This window comes from Polyangium mundeleinium (assembly GCF_028369105.1).
In the GTDB taxonomy this organism is placed as follows: domain Bacteria; phylum Myxococcota_A; class Polyangia; order Polyangiales; family Polyangiaceae; genus Polyangium; species Polyangium mundeleinium.
The window spans coordinates 4,424,091-4,445,833 of sequence record NZ_JAQNDO010000001.1 but is presented as its reverse complement, the minus strand read 5'-3'; the positions used below and the strand labels follow the sequence as shown (position 1 = coordinate 4,445,833).

At 66.4% G+C, this 21,743-nt stretch carries 22 protein-coding genes; 10 read left to right on the top strand and 12 right to left on the bottom strand.

The genetic code is table 11. The features are described 5' to 3' along the window. Positions 1 to 25: 25 nt before the first annotated feature. From POL67_RS17755 to POL67_RS17735, 5 genes are all read left to right on the top strand, one after another. The gene (locus POL67_RS17755; protein WP_271918560.1) at positions 26 to 364 is read left to right on the top strand and encodes a hypothetical protein; all 339 of its coding nucleotides are present in this window, start codon (positions 26 to 28) and stop codon (positions 362 to 364) included. A gap of 74 nt (positions 365 to 438) precedes the next feature. Next, positions 439 to 1,953 (top strand): YifB family Mg chelatase-like AAA ATPase, encoded by a 1,515-nt coding sequence (locus POL67_RS17750; protein ID WP_271918559.1) that lies wholly within the window; start codon positions 439 to 441, stop codon positions 1,951 to 1,953. Beyond that, entirely contained in the window at positions 1,950 to 2,885 is a 936-nt protein-coding gene (locus tag POL67_RS17745) for a hypothetical protein (protein ID WP_271918558.1), read from the top strand. The genes POL67_RS17750 and POL67_RS17745 overlap by 4 nt, the downstream gene beginning before the upstream one ends. Positions 2,886 to 3,020: 135 nt before the next feature. Next, entirely contained in the window at positions 3,021 to 4,016 is a 996-nt protein-coding gene (gene recA, locus POL67_RS17740) for a recombinase RecA (protein WP_271918557.1), read from the top strand. Between the two features lie 3 nt (positions 4,017 to 4,019). After that, positions 4,020 to 4,274, top strand: coding sequence for a hypothetical protein (locus tag POL67_RS17735; RefSeq protein WP_271918556.1), 255 nt, complete (start codon positions 4,020 to 4,022; stop codon positions 4,272 to 4,274). Between the two features lie 382 nt (positions 4,275 to 4,656). On the opposite strand, the gene POL67_RS17730 is transcribed toward POL67_RS17735, so the two are convergent. Beyond that, positions 4,657 to 5,661: a hypothetical protein gene (locus tag POL67_RS17730; protein WP_271918555.1), complete on the bottom strand. Its 1,005-nt coding sequence runs from the start codon at positions 5,659 to 5,661 to the stop codon at positions 4,657 to 4,659. 721 nt (positions 5,662 to 6,382) lie between these two features. Here POL67_RS17730 and POL67_RS17725 point away from each other — a divergent pair. Then, on the top strand, positions 6,383 to 6,928 hold the full coding sequence (locus POL67_RS17725) for a DNA sulfur modification protein DndB (protein ID WP_308789538.1): 546 nt from the start codon (positions 6,383 to 6,385) through the stop codon (positions 6,926 to 6,928). A gap of 55 nt (positions 6,929 to 6,983) precedes the next feature. Here the strand turns inward: POL67_RS17725 and POL67_RS17720 are convergent, their stop codons facing one another. Then, positions 6,984 to 9,944 (bottom strand): FAD-binding oxidoreductase, encoded by a 2,961-nt coding sequence (locus POL67_RS17720; RefSeq protein WP_271918553.1) that lies wholly within the window; start codon positions 9,942 to 9,944, stop codon positions 6,984 to 6,986. Positions 9,945 to 10,371: 427 nt separating this feature from the next. Between POL67_RS17720 and istA the strand changes: the two genes are divergently transcribed. Both istA and istB read left to right on the top strand, forming a co-directional pair. Continuing rightward, positions 10,372 to 11,610, top strand: coding sequence for an IS21 family transposase (istA, locus tag POL67_RS17715; RefSeq protein WP_271930837.1), 1,239 nt, complete (start codon positions 10,372 to 10,374; stop codon positions 11,608 to 11,610). Next, entirely contained in the window at positions 11,607 to 12,389 is a 783-nt protein-coding gene (gene istB / locus POL67_RS17710) for an IS21-like element helper ATPase IstB (RefSeq protein ID WP_271918552.1), read from the top strand. The genes istA and istB overlap by 4 nt, the downstream gene beginning before the upstream one ends. A 561-nt stretch (positions 12,390 to 12,950) precedes the next feature. On the opposite strand, the gene POL67_RS17705 is transcribed toward istB, so the two are convergent. Further along, entirely contained in the window at positions 12,951 to 13,268 is a 318-nt protein-coding gene (locus tag POL67_RS17705; protein ID WP_271918551.1) for a helix-turn-helix domain-containing protein, read from the bottom strand. Positions 13,269 to 13,310: 42 nt separating this feature from the next. Here POL67_RS17705 and POL67_RS17700 point away from each other — a divergent pair, with 42 nt between their 5' ends. Further along, complete coding sequence (locus tag POL67_RS17700; protein WP_271918550.1) at positions 13,311 to 13,685, top strand: hypothetical protein; 375 nt, start codon at positions 13,311 to 13,313, stop codon at positions 13,683 to 13,685. A 310-nt stretch (positions 13,686 to 13,995) separates the two neighbouring features. On the opposite strand, the gene tnpC is transcribed toward POL67_RS17700, so the two are convergent. From tnpC to tnpA, 3 genes are read right to left on the bottom strand one after another with little or no spacing between them, the layout of a single operon-like run. Further along, positions 13,996 to 15,654: an IS66 family transposase gene (gene tnpC, locus POL67_RS17695; RefSeq protein ID WP_271918549.1), complete on the bottom strand. Its 1,659-nt coding sequence runs from the start codon at positions 15,652 to 15,654 to the stop codon at positions 13,996 to 13,998. A 47-nt stretch (positions 15,655 to 15,701) separates the two neighbouring features. Then, complete coding sequence (gene tnpB, locus POL67_RS17690) at positions 15,702 to 16,046, bottom strand: IS66 family insertion sequence element accessory protein TnpB (protein WP_271918548.1); 345 nt, start codon at positions 16,044 to 16,046, stop codon at positions 15,702 to 15,704. A gap of 11 nt (positions 16,047 to 16,057) precedes the next feature. Beyond that, positions 16,058 to 16,414 carry an IS66 family insertion sequence element accessory protein TnpA gene (gene tnpA / locus POL67_RS17685; protein ID WP_271918547.1) on the bottom strand — a complete coding sequence of 119 codons (357 nt, stop codon included), beginning with the start codon at positions 16,412 to 16,414 and terminating at the stop codon, positions 16,058 to 16,060. 101 nt (positions 16,415 to 16,515) lie between these two features. Here tnpA and POL67_RS17680 point away from each other — a divergent pair, with 101 nt between their 5' ends. Next, a complete protein-coding gene (locus POL67_RS17680; RefSeq protein WP_271918546.1) occupies positions 16,516 to 17,001 on the top strand; it encodes a hypothetical protein in 486 nt (161 codons plus the stop codon). 53 nt (positions 17,002 to 17,054) lie between these two features. Here POL67_RS17680 and POL67_RS17675 read toward each other — a convergent pair whose 3' ends face one another. From POL67_RS17675 to POL67_RS17650, 6 genes are all read right to left on the bottom strand, one after another. After that, the gene (locus tag POL67_RS17675; RefSeq protein WP_271918545.1) at positions 17,055 to 17,567 is read right to left on the bottom strand and encodes a hypothetical protein; all 513 of its coding nucleotides are present in this window, start codon (positions 17,565 to 17,567) and stop codon (positions 17,055 to 17,057) included. Between the two features lie 535 nt (positions 17,568 to 18,102). Beyond that, on the bottom strand, positions 18,103 to 18,246 hold the full coding sequence (locus POL67_RS17670) for a hypothetical protein (RefSeq protein WP_271918544.1): 144 nt from the start codon (positions 18,244 to 18,246) through the stop codon (positions 18,103 to 18,105). Positions 18,247 to 18,400: 154 nt separating this feature from the next. Further along, positions 18,401 to 18,769, bottom strand: coding sequence for a helix-turn-helix domain-containing protein (locus POL67_RS17665; RefSeq protein WP_271918543.1), 369 nt, complete (start codon positions 18,767 to 18,769; stop codon positions 18,401 to 18,403). Position 18,770: 1 nt separating this feature from the next. Beyond that, complete coding sequence (locus POL67_RS17660; RefSeq protein WP_271918542.1) at positions 18,771 to 19,304, bottom strand: hypothetical protein; 534 nt, start codon at positions 19,302 to 19,304, stop codon at positions 18,771 to 18,773. After that, positions 19,301 to 20,041 carry a hypothetical protein gene (locus POL67_RS17655; RefSeq protein WP_271918541.1) on the bottom strand — a complete coding sequence of 247 codons (741 nt, stop codon included), beginning with the start codon at positions 20,039 to 20,041 and terminating at the stop codon, positions 19,301 to 19,303. Before POL67_RS17655 ends, POL67_RS17660 begins: the two co-directional genes overlap by 4 nt. Positions 20,042 to 20,458: 417 nt before the next feature. Further along, a complete protein-coding gene (locus POL67_RS17650; RefSeq protein ID WP_271918540.1) occupies positions 20,459 to 21,715 on the bottom strand; it encodes a sigma-70 family RNA polymerase sigma factor in 1,257 nt (418 codons plus the stop codon). Positions 21,716 to 21,743: the final 28 nt, after the last annotated feature.

The window sequence follows — 21,743 nt, the reverse complement described above, 5'->3', positions numbered from 1 at the left end:
CGCATTCGCTTTTTCAGGGAGACACATGTCGTCCAAGCAGTCGCCCACGAAGAATGCGGAGACCGAGGAGCAGGATCGCGTGGAGGAGTGCATGGCCTCGTTCGCGCTCGCCAGCGACGGGCACGTCTACATCCACGAGGACGAGTTGCCCGCCGACAAGCGGCGCGGGCGGAAGGAGTGGCGGGGCGTGCGCCTCACGCGGGCCGAGACGGAGTTCTTCGCCGAGGAGGTCGAGCTCATCATGCCGAACGTGGCCGTCGCGCTGCGGAGCGCCATCGAGAAGGGCAAGCTCGGCGGGCAGGAGCTGACCGAGGGCGAGCCGATGAGCACCGGCGGGTCGAAGCAGGAGTCCGGAGACTTCTGATCACCAAGGGTCCGGGGGCATCACGCCTCCGGGCCCTCTTCCTTCCGCTTCAATCACCCAAAAAGGAGACCACTATGGGGACCGATCCCCTGCCGGAGAAACCTCTCCGCAGCGAGGTTTTGTCCATCGCGCTCACGGGTCTCGTCGCCACGCTGGTCAGCATCGTGGTCACGATCGAGGCAGGATCGAGCACCGTCGAGCTGATCGGCCTCGCGGAGGCCAGCGTCCGCGATACCAAGGCCCGCGTGCTGTCCGCGCTTGCGAGGCTTGGGAAGTGGCTCGACGGCTACAAGGTCATGGTCGAGTTCTCCCCGGCCGGCACCCGCAACGACGGAATGCTCGACCTCGCCGTGGCGACGGCGCTGCTCATGGCCCTCGAGCAGAAGCCGCTCCCGCGCACGATCATCTTTGGCGAGCTCGCGCTGACCGGCGCCGTGCGCCCCGTGCGTGGCGTGCTGCCCGCATTGCTCGGGGTGAAGGACATGTCGCGCGCCATCGTGCCCTGGTCCAATGGCCCCGAGGCGTCGAGCGTGCAGCACATGGAGGTTCAGGTCGCGGCGCATCTGCAGGACGTGGCCGAATCGCTGCGGGGCACCGGGCAGCTCCAGTTCGCGCGAGACTTCCTGAAAGCGCCTCCGCTCGCGGAAGTCGACCTCGCAGATATCCAAGGTCTCGTTGCCGGCCGTCGTGCACTGGAGCTCTCGGCCGCCGGCCTCCATCCGCTGCTCTTCATCGGCTCGCCTGGGTCAGGGAAGACGATGCTCTGCCGGCGCCTGCCCACGGTGATGCCCCCGCTCACCCGCGAGGAGGCGCTCGAGGTGACGTCGATTCATTCGGTGGCGGGCCTGCTCCACACCTCCCAGGGCCTCATCACGCAGAGGCCCTTGCAGGCGCCGCATTACACGGTGAGCGAGGTGGGCCTCGTCGGCGGCGGCCTCCCGGTGCGGCCTGGGCAGGTGTCGCTCGCACACCTCGGCGTCTTGTTCTTGGACGAGCTGCTGGAGTTCAAGAAGCGGGCGCTCGCAGTGCTCGATGGCGTGCTCAAGGACGGGCAATCGGTCGTCTGCCAGCGCCAGACCCGCGTGGTCTTCCCGGCCCGACCGCTCACCGTCGCGTCGGTTCTTCCGTGCCCGTGCGGCTTCCACGGCACGAAGGACAGGACGTGCAAGTGCCCTCCAGAACGCATTCGAGCGTACCGCGAGCGGCTGCGCGGTGCCGTGCTCGACCGCATGGACATGAAGGCAATCTTGTCCGGGGACGAGCTGAAGGGCAGTCGCAGCGAGTGCTCCGCGGACATGCGCGCCCGCGTCGTCAAGGCGAGGGAGGAGCAGAAGAACCGCTTCGAGAAGCTCGTGGTCACCGAGGCGGTGAACGGCCGGCTCAGCCTCGCGGACCTCGATCGCGTCGCGAAGCCGGACGACAAGGGGCAGCGCATGCTGGGGCAGGCCGTGGAGCGGGTCGGGCTCTCGGCCGAGCTCCACGCGAAGGTGCTGCGCGTCTCCCGCACGATCGCGGACCTCGACGGCAGTGACGCCGTCCGGGCCCATCACATCGCCGAGGCCCTCAACGCCGCCCCGCTCGTCACATGATGTCAATCGTCGAGTGCCTGCGGGGCGGACGACATCTCGCCACCACGGATGCGCACGGCAACTGCGTCTTGTGCGGTCGGGAGAAACCCACCAGCGGCGAGCGCTTCATCGCAGAGTTCGAGATCGACGCCGTGGGGAAGTACGGCTTCAAGCTCCTGGGCCGTCTGCCCGGCGTCGAGATCGAGCACCGCCTCATCGAGCACGAGGACACGCGGGAGGTCTACTTGGCCTCTACCATCTGCGTGACTTTGGGCGATGAGGAGGAGCGCCGTGACGTTCTTGTCGACGACGCGCCTGTCTTCTTCGACCCAACTTGGGACGAGAACACGCTGGTTTTCTGGGTCGCGGAAGATCTGGACCTCACGAGAAGCGAAGCGCGGGCGCGCCTCGTGAGGTGCGGTCTCGTGCAGAGCACACCTGCTCCCGCGCACGAGCCCGGGACCTGCCAGTGCCCAGGCTGCCGCCCGGACATGTACGTCAAGGGCAGCGCGCGGCAGAACAGGCTCGTGGCCATCGAGACTGGCGTGTGGCCGGACCAGGCGTGCCCGGATTGTAATGCCCCGCCGAACACGCCTTGCACCGAGTCGTGTCCTCTCCGCGCGTACGCCGAGGAGCTCAAGAAAAAGACGGTGCGTCCGGGCGATTCGGACGAGGCCGATACGCTGGCGCCGCCCACCAGCAAGCAGAACGACGTGAGGCCCACGGAGCGCCCGCAGGTCCGCTGGCACGTCGCCTACCGCTGCGCCGACAGGCAGGTCATCCTCGACCAGGACAAGCTCTTCGTCGCGGAAGCCGTCGAGGGGGCTGCGGAGCTCGTCGCCGCGGCGCCGGAGCTGCTCGACCTCGTGGACGATCTCCTGGACGACCGTCAGCGGGATCGGCGCATCCCCGATGCCCTTGCGCTCGTCGAGCGGCTACGCGGGGCGACGTGAGCGACGTCAAGGCCGAATAACAACACCTGCTGCAAGGCAGCCCGAGTCCGGTCGTGCCGCTTGTTCGGCTCCCGGATGCATGAGCGTGCGCACCTGCTCGGGAGGGTGCGCGCTTTCTTTTGTGGACCAAAGACCATGCAGCACCTCAGCAACGCGCTCAAGGGGGCGCTCGCCTCCATCGAGAAGCAGTACGGCAAGGGGGCCATCATGACGCTCGGAGGCGCCGACTCGGACCGCAGCGTGCGCGTCCTGCGCACGGGCTCGCTCGCGCTCGACCAGGCCCTCGGCGTCGGCGGCTACCCGCGGGGGAGGATCGTCGAGATCTTCGGGCCCGAGTCCTCGGGCAAGACGACGCTCACCCTGCATGCCCTCCACGAGGCCCAGAAGCAGGGCGGCATCGCGGCCTTCATCGACGCCGAGCACGCCTTCGATCCGGGCTACGCCCGCAACATCGGCGTGGACACCGATCGGCTCCTCATCTCCCAGCCGGACAACGGGGAGCAGGCCCTCGAGATCGCCGAGACCCTCACGCGCTCCGGCGCGGTGGACCTCGTCGTCATCGACTCGGTCGCGGCTCTCGTGCCCAAGGCTGAGCTCGAGGGCGACATGGGGGAGACGCACATGGGCCTGCACGCGCGGCTCATGAGCCAGGCCATGCGCAAGCTCACGGCCACCGCCTACCGCACGGAGACCCTGCTCATCTTCATCAACCAGCTCCGGCACAAGATCGGGGTGACGTTCGGCAACCCCGAGACGACGACGGGAGGCAACGCCCTCAAGTTCTACTCGAGCGTGCGCCTCGATGTCCGTCGCATCGGAGCGTTGAAGGTCGGCGATGACGTGGTCGGGTCGAAGACGCGCGTGAAGGTCGTGAAGAACAAGTGCGCGCCGCCGTTCCGCGAGGCCGAGTTCGACATCCGCTGGGGGACGGGCATCGACATCTCGGGTGATCTCCTCGACTTCGCCGTGGCGTGCGGCATCGTCGAGAAGAGCGGGGCGTACTTGTCCTTCCGCGGGGAGACGCTCGGCCAGGGCCGGGAGAAGGCGCGCGAGGCGATCAAGGGGCCGATGGGCGCGGCGCTTCGGAGCGCGGTCGAGAGCGCGCTCGCGCAGCGGACGGCGGCGCAGTAGTCGGTGCCCAGGAAGAACGAGCTCTCCGACGACCCGATCGCCGTGACGTCCGACGGGGGCGTCTACGCGAACGTGACTCACCTGGGGATCGACGTGGCGAAGCTACTGCCGCATGTCCCTGAGGTTGGGAGGGTGTTCGTCGGTGTCCGCCTCTCGCGTGGTGAGATGAAGAGGTTCCTCGCGATGGCTGACAACGCTCTCGCCGAAGCGGTCGCCAAGATCGCCTGCAAGCGTTCCCAGCGGAGCAAAAAGAAGTAGACCAACGCGTCGTCGGAGTCGCCGAGGCAACTCGCAGGACTTCTGACGCGCGCCGCCCTCGCCGCTTTTTCCCGTCGCCTACACGCCGAGAACACGCAGATCCCACCTGCAGTACCCCCTTGCCTGAACGATCATCGAGTACTGCAGCACGTTTTCAGGGTTGAGTGACCTCAAGACCATGACCTGCCGGGGCGGCCAAGGAGGGGACAACGGCTCCGGCCTTCGTTCGGGACACCTTAAGCATGGAAGAGCAGGCCATGGCGGTCCTGAAAGAACACGAGGCACGTGGCTCGCATAAAGGGTGGGACGTACGTACCACAGGTCCGGACCGCGTGCGTTCATGGCGGGCAACGGCCGCGGTCCGGGGGCTCCAGCGCTGGGCTCAGAGCTGCTTTGTGCCGGTATATCGGTCCGTGCTTAGTCCCAGGCCGCCGTCGATCAGCCCCCAGGCGGAAGTTGATTGGGGCTCAACCTGGAGGATCGTGATCGGCGGCCCGTTTTTCCCCCGGACCGCATATACCTCGAATGCGGGGAAACGACCGGCTACGACTGAGTAAGTTAACACATTGGCTTGAGTGTCGTAGATGAAATCAAATGAGTAGTCGATCCACGGCGCAGGCAGATGCGGGTTCTTGATGCCTACTTGACCGGCGATCTGGATCTTCCCGTCGGCTACCGCCGGCACCCCGAGTGCTCGCACGCCAAAGGTCCCCGGCTTCGGGTCGCCGACAGTTGTTCCAGTGGTACAACTGACTCTCGTGGAAACCCCTGCCTTGTGGACAAGCCCAGCGTCGGACGGTTGAATCGAAACGCGGCCTTGGTCGATCAATACTTGGAATTCGGTTTCGACCTTGGACGCGCTGCTTGCCTGCGAACTAAAGCCACGGCCATCAGTGAGGAAGCAATCACCTGCGGCGCCGGTCGGCAGCCGTTTAGTCGCATCAACTGCGGGCCCTGGGATCATCGTCTGACCAGGATGTCCCGGCACGGACCGAACGTAGCCAGGGTTCGAAGCTATCGCGCTGGGAATGAACGCTCGAAGCCAAATCGTGATCTGGTCAGAAACCGTCGATGGTAAGGAAGTTGGAGCCTTTGACATCTGAAACACTGCGATGTCCACCTCCGCCCCCTTTACAGGACTAGGCAAAACATCCACCACGCGCGCCGGCAAAGCGTCACCCGTGTGCATCGCTTCCACCCAGTACTCTTGGCTGGTGTCAAGCAGTGTTGCTTTTGCGCACGCGCTCGTGAGCAGAGGCGCCCCCGGCTTGTGGACGTACACCCCCACTGGGACGGCGATGCCGCCAGAATTGCGCACGCGGATGTAGAGAGGCCCCCCAGGCCCGACCGTGATTTGAGCCGACTGATCGCCTGTGGCGGCAGCCATGGCTACAAGCGTGGCCCTTGCTGGTGCCTTGACATCTTCGGTGCAATAGGCTCCAGTTGCCCTGCACCAAAGAAGTATCCAAATGGCAAGCAGAGTCGAAAGGAATGCGTGCATATTTCGATCGCCGAGCCCCTGCTCGGGGCATTGGGAGTCCCCCCGGGTAGGCCACGTGCCCCTACAGTGTTAGTACTATGTGGGCGGGCAATTCACTCGCAAACCCAGGCGTTGCCCTTCTGCCACAATGTCGTACCCTGGGGGCACGTGTAGCAGCCGAGACTGGGGTGGTACAGTGTCCCCGCAATACAGCTATGGCAGGCGTTTCCGACCTGAACACAGGGACCACCCCAGCGACACTTAAGCTTCCCTGGTTCCTTTTGGCATTTCTCTCCGGGAGCGATCTCGACGACGTCTGGCGAATACACGTTCGGCGAAAAGGCCGCCCACGCGAAACCGCTGAACGCAAGTACAGAAGCGGCAGCAAGAACCGGACGATAACGGATCATGCGAACCCTCCAAGGTATCGAGTGCTCAGGTGATACCTTTAGGAGTCCATAAGTTCCCCGAATTACCTGTCAAGGGACCTCACGAGATTTCTGCTGCGGCCCAGCCTCTACGTTCACTCGCGGCCTCATGCGGCGACCTCAGCGCCCCTCGCCAGCCAGCCTTCGGAGGCTCAACCCGATCGTTGGGCGGACGGACAGGCTCGCGCCTGTTCTCATGGATGTTGTCCCCGCCCGCAGCCTTTCCGGGTAGGTCTCCACAGCGACTATCGGGCGCAAATTCTACGTCCTGGATGATCGTTGTCCGCCCTCATTCCCGGGTGCGGTCGGGTGGGAAGAGCGCCGTCGAGTTCTGGACCGAGGTGACGCGCGTCATGCCGCTCTGGCACGAGGTCGGCCTCGGCAAGGTCCGGGCGGCCGAGCTGCGGGAGAAGTACGTGCACGGGCACGCAGTCACGCTCGAGGCCCTCGGCCGGGCCGGTAACGCGCTGCTGCGGGAGCGGCGCGAGGATTGGAAGAGCGTCCTGGCGGGCCTCGGTATGCTTAACTGGTCCCGCGCGAGCTTGCGCTGGGAGGGGCGCGCCGTGGTGAACGGCAGGATCGCGAAGAACGCCGCGAGCGTCATCCTCACGGCCAACCTGATCAAGGTGCACCTCGGACTGGAGCTCTTTATCGAGGACCGGCGGCATGAGTCCGTGCTGGTCTCCGAGGAGGCGCAGGTCGACGAGGACAACATGCAGGGCGACGGCGCGGCGACGGCGGCCTGAACCAGAACAACGGCGCGGTGCAGCGTTGGGGGGCTGCACCGCCCTAACACTAGTGTTAACCAGGCAACTGTACGGTGAAGGAAGTGTGGAAGATGTCCCCGGGGTCAATGTATTTTTTTATCTGCTGCAACCGCTCGTACGCGGTCTTGGAGTCGTAGTAGAAATTTTGGACGTTGTTTCGGCTCATGTCGAGTTCCTTGCCGTTTGTGTCCACGTCCTCGAAAGTGCCCCAGAACATGCGCAGGCTCTCGCCGCCGCTGAACTCCGGCAGCAAGGCCTTCATCGCGGTCTGGAATTCCTCGGCCTCGGCCTGGTGCCCGGGCTCGTAAAACACGTCAAAAACGAGCTGTACGAGGGCATCGCGCCGCTGCATGTGTGTCGTCCTCTGCCCGTTGCTACCGAACTCGCCGCCGCCAACGACGGCCTGGAACACCACCTCCACGCCCTTTTGGCCGTTGACCCTATCGACGAGGTCGACGAAGCGGTCACAAAACGCCTTCGAGAACGGCGTCTTCGTGATGTAGAGCGACTTCTTGTACGGTAGGTCGAACTCGCGGCCGCTCGCTGGCAGGCCGAACGGACCGATACGGCGGACGCCGACGTCGGCAATGACAGAGAGCTTCTCCCGGCCGTTGACTGTGTGGGCCAGAATACCGGCAATATCCGCCGCGACGCCGGAGCCGATGGGCAGGGCTTTCTGGACCGCGCTCACGACAGCACGGATCTCCTGCACGCCAGCCTCGTCCCTGCACATGGTCTCCACGACCAATACGGACGGCCGTAGGAGCGCGTCGGGCCGGAACAGGCTGAGCTCGCCCGAAAGGACCGTGAGAAAGAGGTCCATGCCCGCCGGCAGTTCGTCTGCCGCGGCCCGCGCCGCCCACAGCCGGAGCTGCTCCATGGCGGCGCGGAAGCCAGCCTTGTTGTACAGGTACGTGCGAGAATCACCGTGCGAGGCGGGGAACTTGCTGTCGGGCACCAGGTCGAAGGTGATCTCCGTCACGACACCCCAACTGCCCGGGCCGCCGCCGAGCACGGCCTTGAACACGTCGCCGTCCGTCGGCGCGTCGGCGTCCTCGGCTTGCGGCATCGTGAATTCGCGCTCCTCGTACACGTCGGCTCCTGATTGCGGATTGCGAGTCACCATCTTGAACGAGCGAACCCAGTCCAACGTCGCGCCGAGACTGCGGAGTTGGTGACCGATGCCGCCTGTTTGCACGTGGCCGCCGATGTTCACGAGCGGGCACTCGCCATGCGGCAGGACGACGCCCTTTTCCCGCAGCCTAGTCGACAAGTCGCGCAGCCGTACGCCCGGGCCCACGGTGACCTGGGTTGGGGTGTCTGTGTCCGGTGAGAACGCGATCTTCGTAAACAGCTTCATGTCTAGGACCACGGTGTTGTCGCCGCCCGACGAGAGGCCGCAATACTGGTGTCCGCCGGACCTGGCCACGATTTTGAGGCCGTGCTTCGCGGCGAAAGCGACGGCCCTTACCACGTCCATGGCGTGCTTTGGCTCGGCTACGAGCCGCGGCCTCATGCGGGATTCCACTACCTGTGACGGGTACGAGAAGACAGCGTACTGCTTGACCGCGTCGCGGTAGGCCTTCTTGCCGTCTGACTTATCAAGTACGTCGCCCTCAAAATCAGGGATTTTGCCGCTGCCGACTCGGTTACTCGGCGACAGGTTGAAGTCAGGCGTCGGCGTGAATCCAGGCAAGACCTCGACGCCGCGCAGGGCGGCCCTGGCCGGGGCGTGCCGAAGCAGCGCTCGAGGCGCGACTGCGGCTGTTGGCGAGGCGTTGTCGGCGGGAACGGCCCGAGCCATGCGCCGCTGTGCCTCCAGCGCCACTTTCGACTCGGCCGTTGCGTCGGCAATTTGCGCGCGGGCCATTACCTCGACGCCCAGCGCGAGTTGAAGCTCGGCCCAAGCCTCGATACCGGGGGCACGCTCGCGGCCGGTGGCGGCGTCGACGCCGATGGCGAAGTCGACGGCCTCGAGAAACTCCTGCCGGAACCCGGCAAACGGCCGAGGCGCTGCATTGCTGCCAAACCGCGTTTGGACATCGCCCTGCGCGCGCGCACTGCCCGCGCCCGTCGTCACCCAGGCGGCGATGCTGGAGCCGGGGCCGGCCACCCACTCGGAGGCGAGGACAACGCACTTTCCGCGGTCGAGGGCATCCTGGACGGCAGCCTCGGCCGCTTTCCTGTCGGCGTCACCGTGACCCGTGATGCGGAGGATGACCAGCTTCATTGAGAACGCGGCCGACGTCACGCGGACGGTCAGGTCGACGTGCTTGGGAACCGCGCTGCCGCCAGGGCGGAAAAGAGCGTCGCACAGGGTGGCGAAGGCGCTCGGGTCGTAGGGCGTCATCCAAAACTGCATCCAGCGCTCGGACTCGTCCGTTTTCCAGGCGGCGGCGTCGAAGACGAGCCTTGTAATGACCCCGCGGCGGCTGCCGGCCCAGAGGTCGCGAAGCTCGTCATTGCGGAGTATCTTGGCGATGCCCGCGTCGTCGCCGTCGATCGGTACGACCTCTGCCTCCGCGACGGCGCCGCGGAGCGAGTCGAGCCCGGCTCCGCTGCGAGGAAAGGGCGACCCGTCCATGCTGAGCACAGCCGACACAATGCTCTGCGTCGGGTTGTCATCGAGCGGGAGGAAGAGGCTCTTGTTGGCCAGCTTCTTGGCCACTTCGGCCGTCGTCGCCGCCGCCCCGACCGTGACCAGCTGCGCGCCGACGTCGATATCTCGAAACGCCTCCATGCTCACGATCGCGGCGGCCGATTTGCTCACGTCAGTGGACGAGACGCTGTGGCCGCTCCGGACGAACACGTGCCGATCAGCAGCTCGGGCCAAGCGCAGGGCCCGCTCCACGTCGACGGTCGACTCGGGTATGAGGACCGTGGGCTTGCTGCGGAACTCGTCGTTAGCGTCGTGCGAAGACGTGATGCGACCTTCGAAGGACGATTCAAGGGCACGGGCAGTTTCTATGGTCAGCGTCGGCATGGTGTCGCTCATTCTGGTGAGGGTCCGATGGAAGAGTGGGTGATGCTACCACCCCGGCCCACAAATGGCGACCGAAACAAGCGCCCTCGATCGCAGATTGAGGCGGTATATCAACCGCGCCGGGCTCGTCTTGCGGCGCTTGATATCCGACGGCGTTTCTGCGTCCTATCTGCCCCGGCAAAGCTCGTTGAGTTTGCTGCTCGCGGTTCTCGAGGGATGTACACTCCTCGCCGCTGGCGAGCCTGCGACGGCATCAACGCGACGGTTAGCCCCGCGACGGGTACGAAATCGCGACGAGTTCGTGCGCAGGTGTAGAGCGTCAGTAAAACTGACCCCCCGGCGACAGTAAAACTGACCCCCTCCCAGTTCGTCGGAGGAGGCGACGAGGATGGTGGACAAACTCTGGGAGAAGGCATCTCCGGTAGCAGAGGTGCAGGACATGGTGGAGCCGGAGATCATCCGGCAGATCCGCGATCTGGCCGCTCGTGGCTGGGGCGCCAAGCGGATCGCGCGAGAGCTGGAGGTGGCCCGCAACACGGTAAGACGGTACCTGCGGGGTGGTTCCGAGGCTGAGGTGCAGGTCCGTCCGGGCCGTCGCCGCCTCGACGACGATGGCCGCGCCGAGGCCTGGCAGCTCTACACGAGCCTCGCCGGCGCCAATGCCGTCGTCGTCGCGCGTGAGCTACGGCAGCGCGGCGTCGAGGCCAGCGTGCGCACGGTGCAGCGCGCCGTGGCCGACCAGCGACGCGAGCGCTTCGCCGCGGACGCGGCGAGCGTGCGCTTCGAGACGGACCCCGGTCAACAGATGCAGATCGACTTTGGTCAAAAGGTGGTCCGCATCGGAGGCAAGCCGACACGAGTACACCTGCTCGTGTCGGTCCTCTGCCATTCTCGGCGTCTGTTTGTCAAGGCGTTTCTCAGCGAGCGCCAGGATGATTGGCGCGAGGGGATCGCCGCGGCGTTTCGCCACTTCGGCGGGGTGCCGCGCACGCTGCTCGGCGACAATGCCCGCGCTCTGGTCGTCGGTCGAGATCGCGAGACGAGCACGGTGACGTTCCACCCGGCGTACGCAGCCTTCTGCCGCGACTGGGGCGTCCTTCCGCGGGCCTGCGGACCTTACCGAGCGCGCACCAAAGGCAAGACCGAGTCCGCGGTGAAGTACGTCAAGCGCAATGGCCTCGCCGAGCGCGAGTTCGCCTCGTTCGAGGCGCTCGAGGCGCACCTCGCGGCCTGGATGGTCGAGGCCGACCAGCGTATCCACGGCACGACGCACGAGCCGCCGTTCGTGCGCTTCGAGCGCGACGAGCGGCACGCCTTGCGCCCGCTGCCGGCGCGCCCCGTGCCCGTTCGTGAGCAGCGCCTGCGCAGACGCGTCGCCAATGACGCGCTCGTGGACGTCGATACGGTCCGCTACAGCGTCCCGCATCGGCTCGTGCGCGATACCGTCGAGGTCGCGCTCGGCGAGCGCGAAGTGCGCATCTACTGCGGCGCCGTGCTCGTCGCGCGGCACGAGCGGTCCTTCGAGCTGCACGCGCGCGTCATCGACAAGGCCCACTACGAGGGCCTATGGCGCATGCAGCCCGCGCCCTTGACCTCCACGCCGCCTCCGAGTCCGCTGGAGGCCCTGGGGCGCCGCCTGTCCGATTACGCGGCCGTGCTCGAGGAGGTGGCCTCGTGAGCCCCGACCTCGTGCACGCACGCGTGTTCGAGAGCCTGACACGGCTGCGCCTGGGCTACGTCGCAGAGCGGCTGGACGCGCTCCTGGCGGAGGCCGCGCGCACTGAGCCAACGTATCTCGACTTCCTCGACAATCTGCTGCGCGAGGAGGTGGGGTCGAAGCAACGGAAGCGCATAGCCATGGGGATCCAGATCGCCCACTTCCCCACGGTGAAGACGCTGGACGACTTCGACTTCAAGTTCCAGCCGTCGGTGGATCACAAGCTGGTGCGAGAGCTGGCCATGGGACGCTTCATCGCGCAGGCGGAAAACGTATTGATCTTCGGACCGCCAGGGGTCGGCAAAACGCATTTGGCGATCGCCCTCGGGAGGGCCGTCGTGGAGGCGGGGCACTCGGTGCTGTTCACAAGTGCCACGGCGCTGCTGGCCGCGCTCTCGCGGGCAGAAACCGAGGGACAGCTCGCCGAGCGGTTGTTGTTCTACACGAAGCCGAAGCTGCTCATCGTCGACGAGGTCGGATACCTGCCGTTCGAGCGACGAAGCGCGCATCTGTTCTTTCAGCTCGTCGCAAGGCGGTACGAGAGGAGCAGCACGCTGATCACGACGAACCAGGTGGTGACGCAATGGGGAACGGTCTTCGGCGACGAGGTGCTCGCCGCGGCGATCCTCGACCGACTGCTGCATCACAGCCACACGCTGATGCTCTCGGGAGAGAGTTACCGGTTGAAGCAGAAGAAGAAGGCCGGACTGCTCAGCGGGAGCGTCTCTCCCGCGAAGTGAGACCTGGAGCCGATGCGCAGGGAGGGGTCAGTTTTACTGTCGTGAGGGGGTCAGAAGTTACTGTCGCTTGACAGCAGGCATGCGCAGCGCGAAGAGTCGCCTGGCGCGCGGGAGCTCATCATACCCAGGACCCGGGTCGGAACGGCGACCTCTACCCCCCGGGCGAGAACCCTGCCCGCCGAACGTTGGCTACTGCTGCAAGCGCCAGGGGAGCTCGCCTCGCGGGCTTGGGCTACTTCTTCCTGGCAAGAGCTCGATCGCCGGCATGCGGCGAACTCTCGGTTCATCTCGGCGCGCGAGCTGAGGGATCGGCGCAGCTCACGGCCAGAGCGCGCCCCCCATACCTTGGCGTCGGAGCTCGAGTCCTCCCTGGCGCGAGGCGAAGAAAAGTCGTCGCGCGGCGAAGAAGAGTCGTCGCGCGAGCGGCGGTAGACGAGGACAACTCGTCGCGCGCCCCGAGCCGCATCCACGCCCTGAGCGGCGGTGGAGTCCGCAGCAACCGTGGTGATGGTCCCCATGGTTGCCAGACGGGCTCCCGCTAGGCCCCGCCCCAGGCCCGGCTCACCCGCTTCGCCGCCGTCCCCGCGTCACCGCACGCAAGAGGCGGAGAACGGCATCCTGGACGTCCTCGGACGCGCCTTGGAAGAGCCGTGCTGCCTCGATAGCGGCCGGCTCGAGGTCGTGGATGCCTCCCACGAGCTCCCCCGGCGGCACCCCCAGGCCCTTCGCAAGCCCGAGGATGCTCGACAGCGAGGGGTCACGTCGACCTGCCTCGATGCCCCCGATGTAGTTCGGCGTGAGCCCTGCGCGCTCCGCGAGCTGCTCCAGGGTCAGGCCCAGCGCCTCTCGTCGCCGCCGCACTTCCTTGCCGAAGTCCACGGCGCCGAACGTCGCGGGGATGACGCTTCAGGTGAACACACGATGGTGTTGACAACCAACCCGATCGTGTATCGTGGCGTCGCGATGCATCGGTTTTCCACTCCCACGATCGTGCCCTCTGCGGCGTCAACGATCCTGCCCCTCGCGTTCATGCTGGCGAGCAGCGTGCTCCTGGCTGGATGTTCCCGCGGCGCATCGAGCATCGTGCGCGACTACCTGAACCAGGACAGTTGCCTCGACCGCGCCAAGTTCATCCTCGACCCCGAGGCGAACCGCGCCGCGCTCGCCGAGCACTACACGGACCAGAAGGACTGCAAGAAGCCGTTCGAGTCGATCGAGACGTATCCGTTCGGCCCCCCGCATCATGGCGCGCATCGAGGCAGCTGCGTAACCTTCCGCCGCGATGCCGCAGCGTGACGAGTTCGTCGTGGAAGAACCCCTGGGAGACGCAGCTCGCCCGAAGCTCGCGAGAAAGCATGGTCCTGCGCGGGGCCGAAGCGCGGCAGGCAGCCGCGTTGATGCGTCCGAGGGGCTCGATGCTCGCCGGAAAGACGACGAGAGCTCGCCACGACGCCGCAGCTCGACCATCAAACCGTCCAAGCGCGGCGAGGAAGCCACGTCGACGGTCGACGCGCCTTCCAGACCCGCTCGGAATGTTCGTGTCCGCCGAACCACAGCCGCCGAAGGCGCGGCTCCCAAGGTCCCCACGAGCGCGCCGCGCTCGAAGTCAGGACGAGGGGGACGTGCTCGAAACGCGGCTCCAGATGCTCCTGTCGAGCCGCTGACGAGCGTCGGTCTTCTCGAGGGTTTGCTTCCAGTGCTTGGGCGACAGCTCGAGGACCCGGTCGCGGGGCCATTCGGGAAGCAGGATCAAGACGTCGCGCAGGTATGCCCAGGGCTCGATACCGTGCAGCTCGCAGGAGGCGATGAGCGAGACGGCGATGGTATTCCACTCGGCCCCCTCGTCGCTGCCGACGAAGAGCCAGTTTTTCCGGCCGACTGCCTGGCGGCGGAGCTCGAGCTCCGAGCCGTTGTTGTCGAGACGCAGCCGGCCATCGTCGAGGAATCGCGTGAGGGGCGCCCACTGATTGCGAGCGTAGCCGATGGCCTGGCCGACGGGGCTCTTCGGCAAGGCCACGAGACCCTGCACGTCGAGCCAGATGCGAAAGGCTTCGAGCACGGGCGTGGCGAGCCTCCGGCGCTCCTCCGTCCGGCGAGCCGGCGGAAGGTCCTTGGTCTCGGCGTCGATTGCGTAGAGCTTTCCGATGAACCCGAGCGCCGCCAGCGCCCGCTCCTTGTCGGACGAGAGCGCCTTGAAGAAGCCGCGCCTGCAGTGTGCCCAGCAGCCGACCTCCGTCACTTCCTCGGTGCGATAGAGCAGCTCGTAGACATTGTGCGCGTCGGCGAGGACGTACCCCTTGTAACCGCGCAGGAATTCCCGCGGCCCATCCTGCGTGTGCCGCGGCGTGAAGCGAAACAGGACGTGGTCCCGATCGGCGACGAGCACCCAAAAGTAGCCTCTCCGGCACTTCTCCTTCGCCTGCACGAGCACGCCGGTCGCATCCATGGCGATGCAATGCGCGCTTTTCGCGTCGATGGACATCGCGTCGACGATGTACCGGAGCAGGCCGCAGGAGGCGCTCACCCAGTTGCACAGGGTGGAGCGCGCGAGCGGGACACCTTGTCGCTCGTGGATCTTCTCCTGCCTGTGCAGCGGCAAGGAATCGGCGTACTTGCTCACGAGCACGTGCGCGACCAGCCCGGGGCCTGCCATGCAGCGAGGGATTGGCGCCTCGGGCGCGGGCTCGATACGCACGCCTTGCTCGGGTTTGCCTTTCGTCGCGAACTTCGGACGAACGACCCGGACCCGCACGTAGCCCGCGGGCCGCCATTCCAGCGTTTCGCTCACCTCCTCGCCGATCCGCACGAGGGACGCGGCGCCTTCGCCCTTGGCCTCGAGCGGGAGGAGCTCGATTTCGTGGACGGGCAGATGCTCGGGCAGGCTCTGCCGCCCGTGCGGGGTGGCCTTGCGCCCCTTCTGCTTTGATTTGTTGCGCTCGGGTAGCTTCTCTCCGGCGGGCTGCTCGGAAGGCGGCTGTGCATCCGTCGATGGCTCGGAGAGCCGCTCGAGCCCGCCGAGCGCCTCGACGACGGCGTTGAACGCGAGCTGGGTCTGCGCAGGATCGACCTGCTCGGCCTTGCGGCCGAAGATATGGCGACGAAACCGCTCGAGCTCGATGCTGGCGAGCTCGTAGAGCTTGCGATACTCGTCGCGCTCGTGCCGATACTCGTCGCGCTCATGGCGGAGTTTGTCCCGCTCTCGCGAGGCACCCGCGAGGCGGCTCTCCAGGGCAGCGACCTTCACCTCGAGCTCAGGGTTTGTCACGGGAGCGTGCCATACACGCAACGCGGCCCCGTGTAAAGAGGAAGGTTTTACTTGATGGAACCCGCCGCGAGCGCGCGGATGCGCTGCTTCGCCGGCGGGAGCTCTACGCCTTCGAGGATCCTGGCCATCTCGGAGGCTTCGATCGGAATGCGCGTCGCGCCGGGCTCGAGCGCGAGGGGCACGCGAAACGTGCCGCGCTCGAGGCGCTTGTAGAGGAGGCAATAGCCCGTCCGATCCCACCAGAGGATCTTGACCCTGTCGGCCGCCTTGTTGAAGAACATGAACAGCGCGCCCGAGAGCGGATCCTCACGCAGCACCTCGCGCACGACGCCCGAGAGCCCATCGAACGAGCGTCGCAGATCGAGCCGCTCGGTGGCGACGTAAATGGCCATCCGCGCGGGGATCATTCGAGCGCCCCCCGGAGTGCCGCGACAACACGGCCGAGCTGGGAGAGGTCAGCGCCAGGAGGCACGCGAATTACCTCGCCACGCGGAAGAACGACCTCCAGGGCCGTCGGCCCGGCGGCCGCGGCGGGCAGGACGTCGTCGATGATCTCGACGGGCAAGAACGTCGGTGCTTCCGCCGCACATTCGGAATCCTGCGCGGCATCCTGTCTGCTGAGCCGGCTGCTCCACCCGTACATCGTGACCGCGCTGATTCGATGCCGCTTCGCGAACGCGCGCGCCGATAGGCCGCTACGGCGCCACTTCTCCACGATCCGCCGCCAGCGACGCTCGGCCTTGGTCGTCCTCGTAGCCATGACAAGCCTCCCTTCAACGAGGCATACATGCATGGCCGAGGGGGGAGGCGGAAGGATGGGGGTGGCGGGACGGATACATCGAGACCGACGGCTGCGCGAAGGTGAACGAGGGCGACTACTGCAGCGTCGAGGTCGTCTTCGGCAAGAACAAGCGGGACTACTACCACTTCAAGAAGACCGCAGAGGGCCTCAAGCTCGACTGGCGATCCTCGGTCGGATATAACCCCGTCTCGCTGCCGTTCTTCCGGACGCAACGGCTGAAGGGGACCTACCTCTTCCGCGTCTGGGCGAAGCTCACGGACTACTACAACTTCGACTACAACGACACGGAACAGACCCACCAGTCCATCGAGCTACGCGACCCAGACGGCGCGGCGATCACGGGCTACATCCGCCGCGACGCGTCCACGGCAGCGGCGTTGTTGGACGTGCTCAAGGACGGCAAGGAGCACGGGGTGATGGTCGAGCTCCGGTATCCGCAGGAGTCGAAAGACAGCAGCGTCGTAGGCATCGAGCGGTTCATCGCCGAGCGCTGGCGGCAGAGGCCGGAAGAGTTCGAGGCACGCCCCGCACCAGCGCTGCCCTGATCTGCGCTGGAGTCTCGTCCGGCCGAAAGACAGACACACGTTAGGTCAGGTTTTCAAGTCCCCGTCGCCGTCGCCCTTGCAGGTCGCAATGGCAGCGCTGGTCGCCCCCATGGGATCGGCAACGGCGCCGCCGTACGGCACACGAGGTGCAGCTTCATCCCCTCGTGATCGACCGCGGACAGCTGCATGGCTGGGGTCTTCACACCATCCTTCGCCTGCCAGGCGCGTAGCGTGAGCAGGCCCCTGCGATGCGCACCGCGAAGCCGAGCCTTGAACGCTGAGAGGCCGAGCCCCGTCGCCTCACCGCGTTCATCGAGCTCGTGGAACAGCTCCATGATGAGCGCATCGTGCGAGCCTTCATTGGCCACGGCCTGCATGCGCGTGGCGAAAGCATCGAGGCGCAGCGAGATCAGGCGGGGGCGCCCTTCGCGTCGCTGTTCATCCTCGTGGACCTTGCGCGCGAACTCTTTTGCGGCGGCGTAAGCCTTGGGAGAGAGCGCCTCGAGGACGTCCTCGAGCGCGGCGAACATGTTCCGACGCGACCATCGCTGCACGAGATGAAACATGGTTCGTCGGGAACGAAGTGCTGATGCGGCGACCACCAAGGGGTTCTCGTCCTCGGCGCGCTTGCAGGTGGCGAGTTCGAGGAGCCCGCGGTTGTAGGCTTGGAGCAGCCGCGCCTTGAACGCCGACAGCGTCGGGCAGGACGAGACCTCGTCACGCTCGCGGAGCAGGCGGAAGAGCGGTGCGATGAACACGCCATCGTCATGTACCCCTTCGGTCGCGCTGCGAGCCGCTGACTCCACGCGCGAGGCGAAGGCGCGAAGGGAACCGTTCACGAGCCCCGGTGCACGCCGACGCTCAGCTTCGAGCTTGGCACGGGCGAAGAGCAGAACCGCGGCCGCGCCGTCCCGCGAGAGGACATCGAACGCGCCGGGCCCCGTTCTGAGCCGCCTTCGCGAGGGCGGAGGCGGGGGCTCGAACGACGCGGCAGGCGGACGAGCGGAGGACATCGCGCCCCTGGATCGCATGTTCCGCGGCAAACCGCAAGAGAGGACAAACCCTAGTGCTCATCCTAGTGGAGCACGTGGGAAGGAAAGATCACGGGATGAGCAGCTCGCGCTCCGTGCCGTCGGAACTGCGCAGGATGATCCTCTCCCGGCCGTTTCGGATCGCCGAGAACAGCACGTCGTACAGCGCGACGGCTCTCTTCACCACCTCGGTGATCGTGCCGGCCTCGCTCATCGCGCGCAGCTGATCGAGCCTGCCACGGAGGCGCTCGGGAAGCTCCAAGTTGAGCCTGACCTTGGGTTCTTCGCTTGCATGCCGTGGCACTCGTTCATCCCCATCTGCCGTCGAGGCTCATCTGGTTATCTGCCGAGTCCGACCACTTGGTGTTCTACGTGCGACGAGTTCCACGCGAAGGGCGAGGCTTCTCTGCCCGTGGGCTCGAGGCGGACACCTGTTCGCGGAGCTGCGCGAGCTCCTCCGCGCTCATGCTGCCGATCTGCTCGACGACTGCCTCGAGCTCACTCTCCTCGGGGAATAGAACCAGGAACATCGGCGTCAAGCCGAGCGCGCGTGCGATGCGATCGAGGGTGCCGACGTTGATCGCGACATACCCGCGTTCGATGAGCGACAGGTGGCTTGCGACGATGCCGGTCTTCCTTCTGAGGTGCTCGAGCGACATGCCCTGTGCGAGGCGCAGATCCCTGATCCGATGACCTAATTTGAGGGCAAACGGATCCGGCTCGTGTCGGCGGCCCATGTCAGGGCTCCCGCCGTCCGCGTGCCTCCGGAGCGGTACAGAAGTAGAGCAAGCCCCGCTTCGGGTCGTGGATGCCCGCAGCGTGCTCGACGAAGGGAGCGAGCAGCGAAGCAGCGACCAGCCGGATGCGCCCCTCGCGCTCGGCGTGAAGCAGCGCCGACTCGAAGGCCGCGCGTGGAACGTGAGCAAGAGCCCAGTGGAGGATCGGCAGCGGCACGCCCTGCGTGTTCTTGTAGGCCGGATGAAGCCGGCCCATCGCCGCCAGCATCTCGCTCACGACGGCCGGATCTGGACCTGCGTCACGCGCGGCGAGGGTGCGCTGCGCGTACAGCAGGACGTCGGCGAGCTCGGGGATGCGGAGCTGCCGGAGGATATCGTTCACCTCCTCGATCGGCGTGCGATGACGTCGTCGAGGCTCGACGGGTGGGGGCGCAGGCGGGGAAGGTCGGATCATCGACGGCGGGTTCGTCGAGATGGGCGCGGCCTGCGCGTTGGTGCCGCCCGGCGTACCTGTTGTGGCGCGCTCGCCGCTCAAGACGCTCTCCTCGCTCGTGCAACGAGAGCGACGCGCTCGAGCAGCCCTCGTGTCGGATGTTCGATCCCTGCAGCAAGTTGCCGTGTTCCGGAGAGCGGATTCGCAGGACGAAGTACAACTTGGCCTTGCTCTTCGAGATGTAGGAGCGCTTGGTCCACCGCGGATCGAGCGAGCCCGAGGAGCTTGCCCCGCAGAACGGCGAGGCCGACCGCCCCGTCTTCGTCGGAGCGCATGTACAGGAGCGCGTAGATGATCTGCGCCTCGACGCGGCCCTCCGGACCCGCGAGCCTAGCTGCGGCGATGTGCTCGATGAGCTTCGCCGCCGCCTCGAGCTCGTGCGGCTCAAAGCTCCAGAGCAACGTGTGCACCTCGTCGACAACCGCGCGGCGCCCCGGGGAGAGATGCGAGACCAGCGTGGGGGCGGGCCTGCGTGCCGCCTTGGGCGCGGACACGAGCACATGCAATGTCGACGCAGAGGTCGCGGGACGCGCAGGTGCAGGGGCGGGAGCTGTAGCAGCGAGAACCGCTGCTACAGGGCGGCGACGCCAGAAGCACAAGACGTCGATGAGCACGCGCCACCATGAGGGCCTCACCGGGATCGACGTGGCGGGGACAGGAGGCGCGGGCGCCGCCGGCCGCACGAAGAACGCCGTGGGGGCGTTGTCGTCCTCGTCGTGGCTCGCAGCCGGGCGCGTCAACACGCGCGTGGCGGCTTCGTCTTCTTCCTCGTCGGCCATGTACTCCTCCGGGCGCACGAATGCCGTCTGCGGCCTGAAAAAGCCGCGAAGCTGCTTGTCGTCAGCCGTGCGACGTCGACTCGGGACGCCGCGGACGACAGGAATGACGATCAGAGCGATGATCGCCCGGAGGCAGGCGCGGAACCCGGGCTAGCGAATGCGAGCTGTATCCCGCGACCTCCTTCGAGCGAACATCACCATCCCCAGGCGACCGCGGTGGTATGCCTCGACGAACGTCCTCCAACGCGCGCTCGCCACCGCGGCCGTCTGCGGATGATGATGATTCGCGAGGACAAACGTGCCCGCGTGCCGGCGACCATGGCCGGGCGCTGAAGCCGCATGTCCCTTACTCTCTAAACACGAGCCGACGCTGTCGACCCGTCCAAGAAAAGTGCACGCCTGCGTGCACGAGGCTGGTCAGGGCGTGCTGCCGCTCTTCTGCTCGTTCTGCCGCAGGCCCTCGAGCGCCGTGGCGATGTACTTGTTTCGGACCGCCGCGTGATGGCTGTCCCGGTAGTCCCGTTCATGCTGTCGCAGCGTGGAGAGCGCCTCGGCACACTGCCCGCGCGAAAGCATCTCCCGGGCTTGTTCGAGGTTTGTCGTCTCTGGGTCGTTTAGAGGCACGGGACCGGCAGGGGGACGCGCGGGAGCAACGACAACTATGGTGGGGCTCGGTCCGGGGGTGGCCGGGGGCGCGACGGCTGAGAAGCCCTCACCACGCCCGCGCTCGTCGATCACGACGGAGAGCACCATCGGCACTGCATGTCGCGCGGCAGGCAGCTCGTCGTGGGGCCAGAGCGCGACCGCACCACCCCCGCCCAAGGCGCCGACGCCGACCAGGAAGAGCGGGTGCTTGATGATGCGCTCGAGCACCGCCTTCACGGTGGCCCGAGCGACAGGCCCAGAGCCCTTGGGCGCCATCATCTGGATGAGCCGCTTGCCCGAAGCCGGCGGCTCGGAAGGCGGCGACGAGCTCGGAGGCAGGGCGGGAGGAAGCACCTCGTCGAAGCCAAGCTCGCGGGCGACGCCGCGCCAGACTTCATGCCGCGCCTTCTCGATGAAGTCGGGCGTGAGATCCTCGGGGCGGACGACGGTATCGAGGCCGAAGGGCAGCAGCATGAACGGCGTGAAGTCCCGGCCGAACAGCTTCTTCACGCTGCGCCGGAAGACGTCCTTGGCCTCGACGAGCCTGGCCTGCGCCGTGTTGCGTGAGACCCCGAGCGCCGCGGCGATCTTCGGCAGCGATTCCCCGTTGAACTCGGCCCTGACCAGTACATCGACGAGCTGCGCGTCCATGGTCTGGAGCACGCGTTTGACGACCTGATCGAGCTCATGGTGCTCGAAGCGCTCGTGCGGGTTCTCATCGCTGGGCACGTCGACGCCGACGTCCGCTTCGGGGGTTTCGAAGCGGTGACGGTACAGGCGGTAGTGCTCGGCAGCCTGCTGCTCACAGATCATCTCGAGCCAGTCCTTCACCCCCGTGGATGGGACCTTGTCGAAGCTCTTGTAGACCTTCAGGAAGACGAGCTGCGCGAGGTCACCGACATCCGCCTGGCGCACGCCCATCCGCGCCAGGATCCCGAGAACGGTCAGGAGGTGCGTCGCGTAGAAGCGGAGAAAGGCGTCGCTGGCGTGATGCAGGAAAGGGATGAGGACGCGCACAAATACAAACACGCGCCGAGACCGGCGACCCGTCCAATAA

Coding starts and splice junctions, on each gene's coding strand:
- istA (WP_271930837.1), top strand. CDS start 10,372: ATGGTGGAGCCGGAGATCATCCGGCAGATCCGCGATCTGGCCGCTCGT.
- POL67_RS17720 (WP_271918553.1), bottom strand. CDS start 9,944: ATGAGCGACACCATGCCGACGCTGACCATAGAAACTGCCCGTGCCCTT.
- POL67_RS17670 (WP_271918544.1), bottom strand. CDS start 18,246: ATGAGCGAGGCCGGCACGATCACCGAGGTGGTGAAGAGAGCCGTCGCG.
- tnpA (WP_271918547.1), bottom strand. CDS start 16,414: ATGGCTACGAGGACGACCAAGGCCGAGCGTCGCTGGCGGCGGATCGTG.
- recA (WP_271918557.1), top strand. CDS start 3,021: ATGCAGCACCTCAGCAACGCGCTCAAGGGGGCGCTCGCCTCCATCGAG.
- POL67_RS17750 (WP_271918559.1), top strand. CDS start 439: ATGGGGACCGATCCCCTGCCGGAGAAACCTCTCCGCAGCGAGGTTTTG.
- POL67_RS17745 (WP_271918558.1), top strand. CDS start 1,950: ATGATGTCAATCGTCGAGTGCCTGCGGGGCGGACGACATCTCGCCACC.
- POL67_RS17655 (WP_271918541.1), bottom strand. CDS start 20,041: ATGGCCGACGAGGAAGAAGACGAAGCCGCCACGCGCGTGTTGACGCGC.
- POL67_RS17665 (WP_271918543.1), bottom strand. CDS start 18,769: ATGGGCCGCCGACACGAGCCGGATCCGTTTGCCCTCAAATTAGGTCAT.
- POL67_RS17755 (WP_271918560.1), top strand. CDS start 26: ATGTCGTCCAAGCAGTCGCCCACGAAGAATGCGGAGACCGAGGAGCAG.
- POL67_RS17675 (WP_271918545.1), bottom strand. CDS start 17,567: ATGTTTCATCTCGTGCAGCGATGGTCGCGTCGGAACATGTTCGCCGCG.
- POL67_RS17700 (WP_271918550.1), top strand. CDS start 13,311: ATGGTGTTGACAACCAACCCGATCGTGTATCGTGGCGTCGCGATGCAT.
- POL67_RS17725 (WP_308789538.1), top strand. CDS start 6,383: ATGTTGTCCCCGCCCGCAGCCTTTCCGGGTAGGTCTCCACAGCGACTA.
- tnpB (WP_271918548.1), bottom strand. CDS start 16,046: ATGGCCATTTACGTCGCCACCGAGCGGCTCGATCTGCGACGCTCGTTC.
- POL67_RS17730 (WP_271918555.1), bottom strand. CDS start 5,661: ATGGCTGCCGCCACAGGCGATCAGTCGGCTCAAATCACGGTCGGGCCT.